A 12,923-nucleotide genomic window follows, 5' to 3' on the forward strand; every position below is an offset into this window, starting at 1 on the left:
GGTACAGCCGATTTCACGGGGCCGCGCGGGTCAGGACCGAGCGCCGAGGCCGGTGAGCACCGTCTCGGCCCGCTGGAGGGCGCCGGAGCCGGCCTCCAGGTCGGGGGTGATGCCCCGGCCGTCGACGGTGTGTCCCGAGGGGGTGCGGTAGTGGCCGACGGTCAGCTCGGCCACCGCGCCGTCGGGCAGCGCGGTCGGCATCTGGACGGAGCCCTTGCCGAAGGTGCGGGAGCCGACCACCACCGTGCGGCCCCGGTCCTGGAGGGCGCCGGTGAGCAGTTCGGCGGCGCTCATGGTGCCGCCGTCGACGAGGGCGACCAGCGGGCGGGTGGTGTCGCCGCCGGTGTCGGCGTGCAGGGCGCGCTGGGCGCCGTCGACGTCGTAGGTGGCGACCAGGCCGCCGTCCAGGAAGGCGGAGGCGGTGCCGACGGCCTCGGTGACCAGGCCGCCGGAGTTGCCCCGCAGGTCGAGGACGATCCCGGCGCCCGCGGGGGCCTCGCGCACGGCGGCCCGGACGGCGTCGGCGGCGCCCTTGGTGAACGCCGAGACCCGGATCAGGGTGACTCCGCCGGGCAGCCGGCCGGCGGTCACGGAGTCGGTGGACAGCTCGGTACGGCGCAGGGTCTCGGTCCACGCGCGGGTGCCGCGCTGGAGGCCGAGCGTGACCGTCGTACCGGCCGGGGCGGCCTCGGCGTCGCCGCGGAGTAAGGAGAGCACCTCGGTGACCGGGCGGCCGTCGACCCGGTCGCCGTCGACGCTGCGCAGCCGGTCGCCCTCGCGGATGCCGGCGGTGGCGGCGGGCGAGCCGGACCGCACCCGGGTCACCTCGACCCGGCCGTCGCGCTCGCGGCGGGCCCACAGTCCGACGCCGGTGTAGCGGCCGTCGAGGGCGTCCTGGAACTCCTCGAACTCGTCCTCGGAGTAGACGGCGGCCCAGCGGTCCCCGCTGCGGCTGACCGCGCGTTCGGCCGCCTCCGTGGGGGACTTGCCGTCGGCCGCCGCCTCGACGGCGGCCCTTCGCACCGACTCGTGCCGGGTGTCGGTGCCCCAGCCGTCCGCCGTGACCCGGCGCGCGGCCTGCTGCGACTCGGATGCCTCGGGCGACTCGGGCAGGGAGCCGGTGGCGGCGCCCGCGGCCAGGACGCCGGCGAAGAGGAAGGTCAGGGCGGCCCCGCGGCGGATGCGGCGGGGCGGACAGAACAGCTCTCGGCCCGGCATGGCCGTGAGTCTAGGACAACACGGGGGACCGTACGGACGCTTGACCGTACGGTCCCGGGGGGATGCGTCACACCTTCAGGTACTTGCGCAGCGCGAAGAACGCCGCAAGCGACGGCATCAGAACACTGGTGGCGAGGATCAGCGGGAGCTTGGTCAACACCGCGTCCCAGCCGACGAAGTTGATCAGCGTGAGCTTCTCGGACAGGGCCATGCCGTGGTCGATGGTGAAGTACCGCCCGGCGACCAGGAAGACACAGGCGACGCTGCCGCCGATCAGTCCGGCGACGGCCGCCTCGGCGATGAACGGCGCCTGGATGTAGAAGCCCGAGGCACCGACCAGGCGCATGATCCCAGTCTCGCGCCGGCGGCTGAACGCCGACACCCGCACGGTGTTGACGATCAGCAGCAGCGCGACCAGCAGCATCAGCGCCATCACCCCGAGCGCGGCCCGGTTCATCAGGTTCAGCAGCTGGAAGAGGTTGTCCAGGATGCCCTTCTGGTCCTGCACCGACTGCACGCCGTCACGGCCGTTGAACGCGGACGCGATCACCTGGTACTTCTGCGGGTCCTTGAGCTTGATCCGGTACGACTCCTGCATCTGGTCCGGCGTGAGCGAGCCGGCCAGCGGCGAGTTGCCGAACTGCTCCTTGTAGTGCTTGTACGCCTGGTCCTGGGACTCGTAGGTGACCGTCTCGACGACCGGCATCTTCTTCAGGTCGGCGAGGATCTGCTTCTTCTGGTCCTCGGTGACCGCGCCCTTGGCGCAGTGGACGTCCGAATCGGCATCGTGCTTGTTGCACAGGAAGATCGAGACGTTGACCTTGTCGTACCAGTAGCCCTTCATGGTGCTCACCTGGTCGCTCATCAGCAGGGAGCCGCCGAACAGCGCCAGGGACAGGGCTACGGAGACGATGACGGCGAAGGTCATCGTCAGATTGCGGCGGAGACCCACACCGATCTCCGACAGGACGAACTGGGCGCGCATGGCGTCTGGTCAAGCCTTTCCGTCGTGAACTTGCTTCAGTGCTGGTAGCCGTAGACGCCGCGGGCCTGGTCGCGGACGAGGCGGCCCTTCTCCAGCTCGATGACGCGCTTGCGCATCTGGTCCACGATGTTCTGGTCGTGCGTCGCCATGATGACGGTCGTGCCCGTCCGGTTGATCCGGTCGAGCAGCTTCATGATGCCGACGGAGGTCTGCGGGTCGAGGTTGCCGGTGGGCTCGTCGGCGATCAGCAGCTTGGGCCGGTTGACGAAGGCGCGCGCGATGGCGACGCGCTGCTGCTCGCCGCCGGACAGCTCGCCGGGCATCCGGTCCTCCTTGCCGCCGAGGCCGACGAGGTCGAGCACCTGCGGCACGGACTTGCGGGTCTCGCCGCGGGACTTGCCGATCACCTCCTGCGCGAAGGCCACGTTCTCCGCGACCGTCTTGTTCGGCAGCAGGCGGAAGTCCTGGAACACCGTCCCGAGCTGGCGGCGCATCTGCGGCACCTTCCAGTTGGAGAGGCGGGCGAGGTCCTTGCCCAGCACGTGCACCTGGCCGTGGCTGCACCGCTCCTCGCGGAGGACCAGCCGCAGGAAGGTGGACTTTCCGGAGCCGGAGGACCCCACGAGGAAGACGAACTCGCCCTTCTCCACCTCAAGGGAGACATCCCTCAGGGCGGGGCGGGTCTGCTTGGGGTAGACCTTGGAGACGTTGTCGAATCGGATCACGGATGCACCACGAGTCGCCGGGGGTAGATGAGCGTGACCATACGCGAACCGGGTGTGCAAGTGCAGTCGCGGGTTGAGGTTGGGCAATACTTGTGCGGTTTTGTACCCGCTCCTGATTTCCGCACCGGTCTTTCCGGGCCCCGCGCGGGCTCCGGTGGAACCTGGCACAGTGGAGGGGGGAACGTTCCCGTTTCCGTGAGCGTTGTAGTTCGTGAGCGGTGTAGGTGTGATGGCCGGTGCGAGGAGGGCGAGCGCATGACGTACGACCGGTTGGTGTGCGCGAACTGCGCGGCGCCCGTGAGCGAGGGCCGGTGCCCGGTGTGCCGGGCCAACCGTGCGCGCATGCAGCAGGAGGGCTTCCTGGGCGGGCTGAACCCGATGGCGCTCGTGGCGATGCTGGCGGTGCTGATCGCCGCGGTCGCGCTGCTGGCGCATCAGACCGCGTAACCGCGTAGGGACCCGCCCGAAGACGACCCGGCGGACAGCCGGAAGGGCCCGGAGCGGCATGCTCCGGGCCCTTCACCGTGCATCACGCGTGCGCTGCGTGACCGTGCGGCCACGCTCAGGCCGCGGCGCCGCCCCGGGCGCCGGCCAGACGCGGCAGCACCCGGAAGCCGATGCCGCCGGCGATCATCGTCGCGGCACCGATGAGCAGGAACGCGGTCTGCCCGGCACCGGTCTCGGCGAGCTGCTTGTCGCCGCCCTGGGCCGTGGTGTCGGAGCCCGTGTCGGTGATGACCGAGGAGCCCTCTTCCTGCGAGGCGTTGTCGTTGCCACCGTTGGGCGTGGTGTTGTTGCCGCCGTCGGTGGAGCCACCGCCGGACGCGTTGCCGCCACCGGTCGAGTGGCCGCCGGTGTCGCCGCCGGTGTTGCCGCCGCCGGTCGAGTTGCCACCGGTCGAGTTGCCGCCGGTCGAGTTCCCACCGTCGCCGCCGGTGTTGCCGGAGCCGCCGTCGGTGCCGGTGCCGCCGGTGTTGCCGGAGCCGCCGTCGGTGCCGGTGCCGCCGTCGGTGGTGGAGCCACCGTCCGTGCCACCGCTGGTGCCGGTGCTGCCGTCGGTCGTGGTGCCACCGTCTGTGCCGCCGTCGGTACCGGTGCTGCCGTCGGTCGTGGTGCCACCGTCCGTGCCGCCGTCGGTACCGGTGCTGCCGTCGGTCGTGGTGCCGGCGTCGGTGCCGCCGATGGTGACCGTGCCGCTGACACCGCCGTCCCCGCCGTCCGTGGTGGAGCCGCCGTCGGTGCCCTCGGTCACGCCCACGGAGGCGCCCGAGATGTCACCCTCGGTGCTGCCCTCGGTCGTGCCGTCGGTGTCCTTGCCGTCGGCGGTCACGCCGATGCTGATCGGACCGGCCTGGATGTTGGCGTCGAGTGCGGACGCCGCACCCGCGGCGGTCAGGGACGCACCGGCCGCGATCACGGCGCCCGCGGCTATCCGCGCGACCCGGATCCGCGTCTTCTTCGTCATGTGGTTGCTACCCCCAGTAGCTGATCGTCAGTGAGGCGGCGCGTGGGGCGGTGCCGTGATCGACGGAGGCAGCTGGTGACGCGTTACCGCGTCAGCTCGATCCCCCGGTTCACATGCGCCCCGAAGTACGCATGCCGCGCATCACCCTTCCGATTTTTCCCAGCAACGTCAAGGCCGTTGCGGGCGCAATGTCCACCGGAGGGGCGTTTGGGGGAAGTTGAAACCTGTGAGTGTGAGGTAAAACCCAGACATACGACAACTGCCGCCCCGGGGACGGCAGTTGTCATGTCGACAAAGTTACTTCTCCTGCTGCTTGCGCCAGCGAATGCCGGCCTCCAGGAACCCGTCGATCTCGCCGTTGAACACGGCCTCCGGGTTGCCGACCTCGAACTCGGTGCGCAGGTCCTTGACCATCTGGTAGGGGTGCAGCACGTAGGAACGCATCTGGTTGCCCCAGGAGTTGCCGCCGTCGCCCTTGAGGGCGTCCATCTTGGCCTGCTCCTCCTGCCGGCGCCGCTCCAGCAGCTTGGCCTGGAGGACGTTCATCGCGGTCGCCTTGTTCTGGATCTGCGAGCGCTCGTTCTGGCAGGAGACGACGATGCCGGTGGGCAGGTGAGTGAGGCGCACCGCGGAGTCGGTGGTGTTCACGCCCTGGCCGCCGGGGCCGGAGGACCGGTAGACGTCGACGCGCAGCTCGGACTCGTCGATCTCGACGTGGTCGGTCTGCTCGACCACGGGCAGCACCTCGACGCCGGCGAAGGAGGTCTGGCGGCGGCCCTGGTTGTCGTAGGGCGAGATGCGCACGAGGCGGTGGGTGCCCTGCTCGACGGAGAGGGTGCCGTAGGAGTACGGCGCCTGGACGGCGAAGGTGGTCGACTTGATGCCGGCCTCTTCGGCGTACGACGTCTCGTAGATCTCGGTCTTGTAGCCGCGCTGCTCGGCCCAGCGCAGGTACATGCGCTGGAGCTTCTCGGCGAAGTCGGCGGCGTCGACGCCGCCGGCCTCGGCGCGGATGTTGACGAGGGCCTCACGGGAGTCGTACTCGCCGGACAGGAGGGTGCGGACCTCCATCTCGTCGAGCGCCTTGCGCACGGAGGTCAGCTCGGACTCGGCCTCGGCGCGGGTGTCCGGGTCGTCCTCCTCCTCGGCCATCTCGAAGAGGACCGCGAGATCGTCGATCCGCCCGCGCAGCGCCTCCGCCTTCCTGACCTCGGCCTGGAGGTGGGAGAGCTTGCTGGTGATCTTCTGCGCCTCGTCCGGGTTGTCCCACAGGGACGGCGCGGCCGCCTGCTCCTCGAGCACGGCGATGTCTGCCCTCATCTTGTCGAGGTCCAGGACGGCCTCGATCGACTCCATGGTCGAGGAGAGGGACTTCAGCTCTTCGGATACATCGACGACTGCCACACCCCCAGCGTAACGGCTCCGCCGAGCGGGCCGGGCAGGGTACGGGGAGCCGCACGGCCACACACCCCCTCCGCCGGGGCGGAGCCGGGGCTCACCAGGGCCACTGTCCGGCCGACCGAGACGGGTGGGCGGGTGGGAAAGGACGGGAAGCGAGCCGACGGTGCGGCTGGGGTGGGGGCCAGTGGCGCCGGGGCCACTGTTCGGCCGACCGAGACGGGTGGGTGGGTGGGAGGAAAGGACGGGAAGCGAGCCGACGGTCCGCCGGGAAGGGAACCCCGCTGAGGCCGCCGGCCAGAGGCTACGGCGCCGACGTCGACCGGGTGCCGTGCGGCGGCTCGGTGTCGCCGTCCGCCGAGGCCCACCACGCGCCGACGCCCACGAGTGCCGCGACGACCACTCCGGCCACGCCCAGCGTGATCCGGCGCCGCCGCACCGTGGCACGGTGCCGTGCCGAGCCCGGCCGGGGCGCACCGGTGGCCCGAGGGGCGCGAGCCGTCCCGTGGGCGCCCCCCGCCAGCTCGTCCGGCGCCGGCACCCGCATCGAGGTGTGGGTGTCCCGGTTGGAGTCCGGCTTGGCCCCGGGGACCAGGGAGACGGCACCCCGGCGCCGTACCGGCTGCTCCCCCGCCGCCCCGGCCGACGGCACCGGCTCGTCGGCCGCGTCCTCGTCCGCCGGGTCCGGCTCGTCCACGTCTAGCGGCGGCAGCCCGGCGAGGATCGGCAGCTGCTCGCGCAGCCGCGCCGCCAGCTCCGAGGCGCGCAGCCGGGAGGCGGGCGCCTTGGCCAGGCACTGCACGAGGAGCTGCCACAACTCCTCGGGGATGCCGGGCAGCGGTACGACGGTCTCGGTCACGTGCCGCCGCAGGACCGCGCCGGGGTGGCCGCCGCCGAAGGGGGTGAACCCGGCCAGCAGCTCGTAGAGGACGGTGGCGAGCGCGTAGATGTCCACGGCCGCCCGCGGGGGCAGTCCCTCGACGATCTCCGGGGCCAGGTAGTCGGGCGTCCCGATGATCTTCGTGGCCCGGGTCCGCTTCGGCGAGTCGATCAGCTTGGCCACGCCGAAGTCGGTGAGCAGCGCCGGGTGCGCGCCGCCCGGCCCGAGCGGGCCCCGCATGTCCAGCAGCACGTTCTCCGGCTTGACGTCCCGGTGCACGACCCCGGCCGCGTGGGCGGCGGCCAGCGCGTCGGCGACGTCGGCGACGATCGCCACGGCCGCCTCGGGGGCGAGCCGCCGCTCGCGCTCCAGCCGGGTGCGCAGGTCGGTGCCCCGGACCAGGTCCATGACGAGGGCCAGGTCGTTGCCGTCGACCACCAGGTCGCGGACCGAGACGATGTGCGGGTGCTCCAGGCCGAGCAGCGCGGTGCGCTCCTGCACGAAGCGCCCGACCAGCTCCTGGTCGGAGGCGAGGTCCTCGCGCAGCAGCTTGACCGCGACGGGACCCTCCGGGCCCTCTCCCAGCCACACCGTGCCGGCACTGCCCCGCCCCAGGATCTGGTGGGCGGTGTACCGGCTGCCGATCTTCCGTGCCAAGGCTGCTCCTACCGACGCGTGTTGTCGTTAAAACTACGCGTCCGACGAGCCAACCTTCACCGCGGAGACGGAAATCACCCGCCGGGTGTCGACAAATCCCCAAGCCCGTGCGGGAATCCCCGCCGCTCCGGCCGCTCAGTTACCGGCGGACGAGCCCAGGTCCCTGACCCAGCCGACGGCCTTGCCGATCCAGTCGCTCATCTGGTCCCAGTAGCCGCGGCCCTGGCCGATCCAGCTGTGCAGCGGGGTCAGCTCCCAGACCAGCCAGCTCGCGACGACCAGGATGACGATCGTGAACAGGCAGCCCTTGAGGCAGCCCAGCCCGGGGATCTTCATCGGGTTGGCGCCGCGCTGCCGGGGCGCCCGCGGCTCGGGCGCGGGCCGCTGCGGCTCCGGGGCGGGCGGCGCGTACCGCTGCGGCGGCTGCGGCGGGGCGTACCGCTGGGGCTGCTGCTGCGGGGCGTACTGCTGAGGCTGCTGCTGCGGGTAGCCGTACCCGGCCGGCGCCTGCTGCTGCCTGCCGCGCGGCTGAGGCTGCTGCGGGCGGCCCTGCGGTGCCTGGCGCGGCTGCTGCTGGGGCCGGGCCACCTGCCGCTGGGGGCGGCGGCGCAGCGGGTCCTCGTCCGGGTCGAGGTACTGCACCTGCGTCTGCTCGTTGCGGTCGCGGGCGGCGCGCAGCTGGGTCTGCCACGGGTGCGGCTGGTCGGGCCGCTGTCCCTGCTGGTCCTGCTGCCCGTAGCCGCCGTACTGGTCCTGCTGTCCCGGCGGGGCGGGCGGCACCGGCGGCAGGACCGCCGTCGGATCGGCCGCGCCGGTGTTCGGCAGGACGGCGGTGGGGTCGGCGGCGCCGGCCGGGCCGCCGGTGTGCGGCAGGAAACTGGTCGCGGCGTTCGGGTCGTACGACCCCTGCGGCGCGTTCGTCGGCAGCACCTGGGTGGGGTCGGCGGCGCCGGGCACGCCCGGTACGGCGGCCGGGTCCGGGTCGGGGGCGAGCAGGGCGCCGACCCCCTCGGCGGCGGCGATCTGCGCGGGGTTCGCGTGCACCCCGATGCCCTCGGCGACCACCCGCAGCCCGCGCGCGAGGTTCTCGGCGCTGGGCCGCTCGGCGGGGTTCTTGCGCAGGCAGCGCTCTATCACCGTCCACAGCGGTTCGGGGACGGTGGAGGGGCGGCGCGGCTCGGCGCTCAGGTGCTGGTGGAGCACTTCGAGGGCGGAACCGCCGGAGAACGGGGGGCGGCCGGTGACCAGCTCGTACAGCAGGATGCCGGCGCCGTAGATGTCGACGGCGGAGGTCTGCGGGCGGCCCTCGGCGGACTCGGGCGCGACGTAGGCGGGCGTGCCGACGAACTCGTGGGTGCGGGTCAGGCCCGGGGAGTCGGCGAGGCGGGCGATGCCGAAGTCGGTCAGCAGCGGGTGCATCCGGCCGTCGCGCTGCAGGAGGAGCACGTTGGCGGGCTTCAGGTCGCGGTGGACGACGCCGTCGGCGTGGCTCGCGGCGAGCGCGTCGGCGATCTGGGCCGTCATGAGCGCGGCGGCGACGGGGGTGAAGGGGCCGTTCTCGCGCAGGTAGCGGTGCAGGTCGGGGCCGTCGACGAGGTCCATGACCAGCGCCAGCAGATCGCCCTCGACGACCAGGTCGCGCACCCGCACGATGTTCGGGTGGGTGAGGCGCAGCAGCACGGAGCGCTCCCGCAGGAAGCGCATCACGATGTCGGGGTCGCCGGCCAGTTCCTCTTTCAGGACCTTGATCGCGACGGTCTCACCGGGCTGGCCCGGCACGGCCGCTTCGGCGCCCGCGGTCTCGCGCTGGCGGGCACGCCAGACGGTGCCTGTGGCGCCGCGTCCGAGCGGCTCCTCAAGCAGGTACTTGCTGCCGACTGGCCGCACGTCACGCGCTCCCTGCTGCTTGCTGATGGTTGCCGTACCGCATTCCGGTGTTCCGGCCCACTGTAGTGCCGTGTCCCGGGGCACCGCGTTGTCACTCCCGAGCATGTTCGAAGGGAAGACGCTCTGTCCGGTCGCGTGGTTGCCGGGGAGTGGACGTGACCGATCTCAACTGATCACGCCCGTACCACTGGTCAGGCATTTTTGGGGGCAGAGCCGACCAATCAAGATCACTTCGTACCGGGTGCCGGGCGCGCTGTCAGTGGCAGGTGCGAGGATGCACCCCAGTACCGCCGGTGCCGGCGGTACGGGCCGACGTGCTCGTGTGGGAGTGGGGGGAAGTCCGCGCCCGCGCAGACCCGCGCAGAAGGGACCGCTGACGCCGATGCAGATCCGGCTGACCGTCGTAGACCCGCTGGGCCCGTCCCCGCAGCGGGGCCGCGCCGCGAGCCGCGACGTGCTGGTCACGGCGCCCACGGGCACGGACCTGGCCGCGGTCGCGTCGGCACTGGCCGGGGCGGTCGCCGGGGAGGGCGGCACCGGCCGCGACACGGGCGGCGCACCGGTCGTCCTCTATGCCGGCACCGACCGGCTGGATCTCCGCCGCTGCGTCCTGGGCGAGCCGCCGCTGGTCGACGGCGCCGTCCTGTCCCTCGGCGCCCCCGCCGCCGCCGAACCCCACCCCGAGCTGGACGACGCCCCGACCCAGCTGCACGTGGTGGCGGGACCGGACGCGGGCGGGGTGCACCTGCTGCACGGCGGCCGGATCACGGTGGGCCGCTCCGCCGAGGCGGACGTGCCGCTGGACGACCCGGACGTCTCGCGGCTGCACTGCGCGGTCACCGTCGGCGCGGACGGCCGGGTCGCGGTGGCCGACCTGGACTCGACGAATGGCACGACGCTCGACGGCGAGCGGGTGGGCGAGCGGGCGGTGCGGTTCCCGGCGGGGGCGTTGCTCCGGATCGGTGAGTCCGCGCTCAGGGTGACCCCGTCGGGGGGCACCGGGGCGCGGGTCGGGGTGGTGGCCGACGGGGAGGGGTGCGTGCGGGTTCCCGCCGGGGGCGCACCGGGCGCCGGGTCCCCGGGCGGACCGGCTGACGTACGGCCGCCGTCCTCGGCCTACGGCTCCCCGGGGGGCCGGGAGCACCGGCACGCCGAGCCTCTCGTGGTGCCGGGGCAGGCCGCCGCGCCGGGCATCGAGACCCGGGGCGCCTTCGGGGACACCCACGTCGGGCGCCTCGGGGTGGGCGGTTCCCACGAGCACGGCTACGACCTTCCGGTGGACGGCGGCCACCTGCCGATGGACACCGGCCGCCTTCCGGTGGACACCGGCCGTCTACCGATGGACACCGGCCGCGAGGGCACGCCGGCGGCGGAGACCGACGTACCGGCGGGTACACGGCGACGCGGGCTCGGGGCATGGGCCAGGCGGCTGGCCGGTGCCCGCGCCGAGCCGCCCGCCGGTGCGCTGCCGGGGGCCGGCCCCGCCGAACCGATCGCCGAGGCGCCGGCGCCCACCGCCCCGCACCAGCCCGACACCTGGCCCGACCCGGCCGCGCTGCTGCTGACCGCGCTGGGCCCGGGACCCCGGCTCTGGGAGCGCGGCCCTGGACACCCCGAGGCGCTGACCCTGCGGCTCGGCACGGCCGACCGGAGCGCCCCGGACGGCACCGGCCCGCTGCCCGCCGTACCGGTGACGGCGGCGCTGCGCGAGGCCGGCGCGCTGGGCCTGGCCGGTCCGCGCCCCCGGCTGTCCGGGCTGGTCCGCTCGGTGCTGGCGCAGCTCGCCGCGCTGCACTCGCCGGATCTGCTGGAGATCGTGCTGATCAGTGCCGACCGGTCGCGTCCCGTCGAGGACCGCGCGGCCGAGTGGTCCTGGCTGGGCTGGCTCCCGCACGTGCGGCCGGGGCACGGGCAGGACTGCCGGCTGCTGCTCGCCTACGACCGCGAGCAGGCCGCGGCCCGTACGGAGGAGCTGCTCCGCCGGCTCGACGACCACGCGGCGACCGGCCGAAGCACGGCCCACCCGGCCGCGTCCGGCCCGCCGCCGGCGCCCGCCCCCACGCGGGTGGAGACCCCCGGCACCCCCGCGACCGACCCCGACGCCTCCGCCCGCCGCCCCTCCTGGGCCCGGGACGGCCAGGCCCTCGCGGCCGGCGGCACCGGCTTCCCCGGCCCCTACACGGTCGTCGTCGTGGACGGCGACCCCGGCGGCAGCGCCCTGCGGGACGCCCTCGCGCGGCTGGCCGCCGCCGGGCCCCGGGCCGGGATCCACCTGGTGTGCCTCGCGGAGACCGACCCGGCCTCGGCCGCCTCCCCGGTGACCCGGACGTACGAGGACGCCTGCGCGGTGACGCCGGCCTTCCGGCACTGCGGCGCGGTCGCGCTGCTCGGCGGGGACGTCGCCGCCGCGCTGCACCTGATGCGGGTGGGGCCGGGCGGACCGGTCGGACCGGGGACCGTCGCCGCCGTGGACGCCGTGTCCCCCGCCTGGGCGGAGCGGTTCGCGCGGGCGCTGGCACCGCTGCGGCCGGACGGCCCGGTCGGCGAGCCGCACGCCCGGGTGGCCGTCCCGCTGCCCCGGTCCGCGCGGCTGCTGGACGAGCTGGGGCTGGCCCGCGCCACCCCGGCGTCGCTGATGGCCCGCTGGGCGGACGCGGCGGACGACGCCCGGTCCGTGGGCGGCCGGGCCCGCGCCGTGCTGGGCGCCGGCCCGCGCGGGCCGCTCACCGCCGACCTGGTGGCCGACGGCCCGCATCTGCTGGTCGAGGGGCCGGCCGGCAGCGGCCGTACCGAACTGCTGCGGGCCGTGGTCGCCTCGCTGGCCGCCGCCGAGCGGCCGGACCGCCTCGGCATCGTCCTGATCGACGGCCGGGACGGCGTCGGCAGCGGCGCCGGGCGGGACGAGGGCCTGCGGACCTGTACCGACATACCGCACGTCACCACCCACCTCGCCGTCAACGACCCGGTGCGCATGCGGGAGTTCGCGCAGTCGCTGAGCGCCGAGCTGAAGCGCCGGGCCGAGCTGCTGGGCCGCGCGGACTTCGCCGACTGGCATGCCGGTGCCGGGCGCGGGGTGCCGGGCCGTGTCGTCGCCCAGCGCACCGCCCCCGGCGGGGACATAGAAAGCCCGCCCAGCTCGACCCTGCGGCTGCGCCCGGGCGGCGCGGCGCGGCAACGCGCCGAGGCCGCACCGCCGTTGCCCCGCCTGGTGGTGGTCGTCGACGATCTCGACGCGCTGGTCTCTCCGCCGCTCGGCTCGCCGGGGCGGCCCGCCGCCGGCTCGGTGATGCGGGCACTGGAGGCGGTGGCCCGGGAGGGCGAGCGGCTCGGCCTGCACCTGGTGGCGGCGGCCGGAGCGGGAGGCCGTACGGCGGAGAGCGAACCGGCCCGCCGGGCCACGCTGCGGGTCACGCTGGACGCCCCCCAGCCCGGACCGGACGAACCGGCGCCGGGGCGCGGGCGGTTGACCGGCGCGGACGGCCGGGCCACCGACTTCCAGTCCGGCCGGGTCACGGGCCGTATCCCGCGCACCGCCACCCAGCGGCCCACGGTCGTCCCGCTGGACTGGCGGCGGATGGGCGACCCGCCCACCCGCCGCCCGGTCCGCGAACTGGGCAACGGCCCCACCGACCTGGCCCTCCTCGCCAGCGCAGTGGAGCGAGCGGCCCGCCAGGTCTCGGCCACCGAGGTGCCGTCCCTGCTCTAGCG

9 protein-coding genes are annotated in these 12,923 nt (G+C 74.2%); 2 read left to right on the top strand and 7 right to left on the bottom strand.

From position 1 onward, the window contains the following. Window positions 1-30: 30 nt before the first annotated feature. The 3 genes from NX794_RS15235 to ftsE all read right to left on the bottom strand — a co-directional run bounded on the left by NX794_RS15235 (window position 31) and on the right by ftsE (window position 2,928). Window positions 31-1,218 (bottom strand): S41 family peptidase, encoded by a 1,188-nt coding sequence (locus NX794_RS15235; RefSeq protein WP_258779057.1) that lies wholly within the window; start codon window positions 1,216-1,218, stop codon window positions 31-33. A gap of 67 nt (window positions 1,219-1,285) precedes the next feature. Continuing rightward, window positions 1,286-2,203: a permease-like cell division protein FtsX gene (gene ftsX / locus NX794_RS15240; RefSeq protein ID WP_258779058.1), complete on the bottom strand. Its 918-nt coding sequence runs from the start codon at window positions 2,201-2,203 to the stop codon at window positions 1,286-1,288. A 35-nt stretch (window positions 2,204-2,238) separates the two neighbouring features. Then, window positions 2,239-2,928: a cell division ATP-binding protein FtsE gene (gene ftsE / locus NX794_RS15245; protein WP_258779059.1), complete on the bottom strand. Its 690-nt coding sequence runs from the start codon at window positions 2,926-2,928 to the stop codon at window positions 2,239-2,241. A 255-nt stretch (window positions 2,929-3,183) separates the two neighbouring features. On the opposite strand from ftsE, the gene NX794_RS15250 reads away from it, so the two are divergent. After that, window positions 3,184-3,375, top strand: coding sequence for a hypothetical protein (locus NX794_RS15250; RefSeq protein ID WP_258779060.1), 192 nt, complete (start codon window positions 3,184-3,186; stop codon window positions 3,373-3,375). 115 nt (window positions 3,376-3,490) lie between these two features. On the opposite strand, the gene NX794_RS15255 is transcribed toward NX794_RS15250, so the two are convergent. The 4 genes from NX794_RS15255 to NX794_RS15270 form a co-directional block, all read right to left on the bottom strand. Then, entirely contained in the window at window positions 3,491-4,393 is a 903-nt protein-coding gene (locus tag NX794_RS15255; RefSeq protein WP_258779061.1) for a hypothetical protein, read from the bottom strand. Window positions 4,394-4,690: 297 nt separating this feature from the next. Further along, window positions 4,691-5,797 (bottom strand): peptide chain release factor 2, encoded by a 1,107-nt coding sequence (gene prfB, locus NX794_RS15260; protein WP_258779062.1) that lies wholly within the window; start codon window positions 5,795-5,797, stop codon window positions 4,691-4,693. Window positions 5,798-6,095: 298 nt separating this feature from the next. Beyond that, window positions 6,096-7,328 carry a serine/threonine-protein kinase gene (locus tag NX794_RS15265; RefSeq protein ID WP_258779063.1) on the bottom strand — a complete coding sequence of 411 codons (1,233 nt, stop codon included), beginning with the start codon at window positions 7,326-7,328 and terminating at the stop codon, window positions 6,096-6,098. A gap of 135 nt (window positions 7,329-7,463) precedes the next feature. Next, a complete protein-coding gene (locus tag NX794_RS15270; RefSeq protein ID WP_258779064.1) occupies window positions 7,464-9,215 on the bottom strand; it encodes a serine/threonine-protein kinase in 1,752 nt (583 codons plus the stop codon). A 382-nt stretch (window positions 9,216-9,597) separates the two neighbouring features. On the opposite strand from NX794_RS15270, the gene NX794_RS15275 reads away from it, so the two are divergent. Beyond that, on the top strand, window positions 9,598-12,921 hold the full coding sequence (locus tag NX794_RS15275) for an FHA domain-containing protein (RefSeq protein ID WP_258779065.1): 3,324 nt from the start codon (window positions 9,598-9,600) through the stop codon (window positions 12,919-12,921). Window positions 12,922-12,923 lie beyond the last annotated feature (2 nt).

Origin of the sequence: Streptomyces pyxinicus (genome assembly GCF_024753135.1) — a bacterium.
GTDB lineage: Bacteria > Actinomycetota > Actinomycetes > Streptomycetales > Streptomycetaceae > Streptomyces > Streptomyces pyxinicus.

Excerpts from the sequence above, each read along its gene's own strand:
- NX794_RS15235 (WP_258779057.1), bottom strand. The coding sequence starts at position 1,218 with ATGCCGGGCCGAGAGCTGTTCTGTCCGCCCCGCCGCATCCGCCGCGGG.
- ftsX (WP_258779058.1), bottom strand. The coding sequence starts at position 2,203 with ATGCGCGCCCAGTTCGTCCTGTCGGAGATCGGTGTGGGTCTCCGCCGC.
- NX794_RS15250 (WP_258779060.1), top strand. The coding sequence starts at position 3,184 with ATGACGTACGACCGGTTGGTGTGCGCGAACTGCGCGGCGCCCGTGAGC.
- NX794_RS15255 (WP_258779061.1), bottom strand. The coding sequence starts at position 4,393 with ATGACGAAGAAGACGCGGATCCGGGTCGCGCGGATAGCCGCGGGCGCC.
- NX794_RS15275 (WP_258779065.1), top strand. The coding sequence starts at position 9,598 with ATGCAGATCCGGCTGACCGTCGTAGACCCGCTGGGCCCGTCCCCGCAG.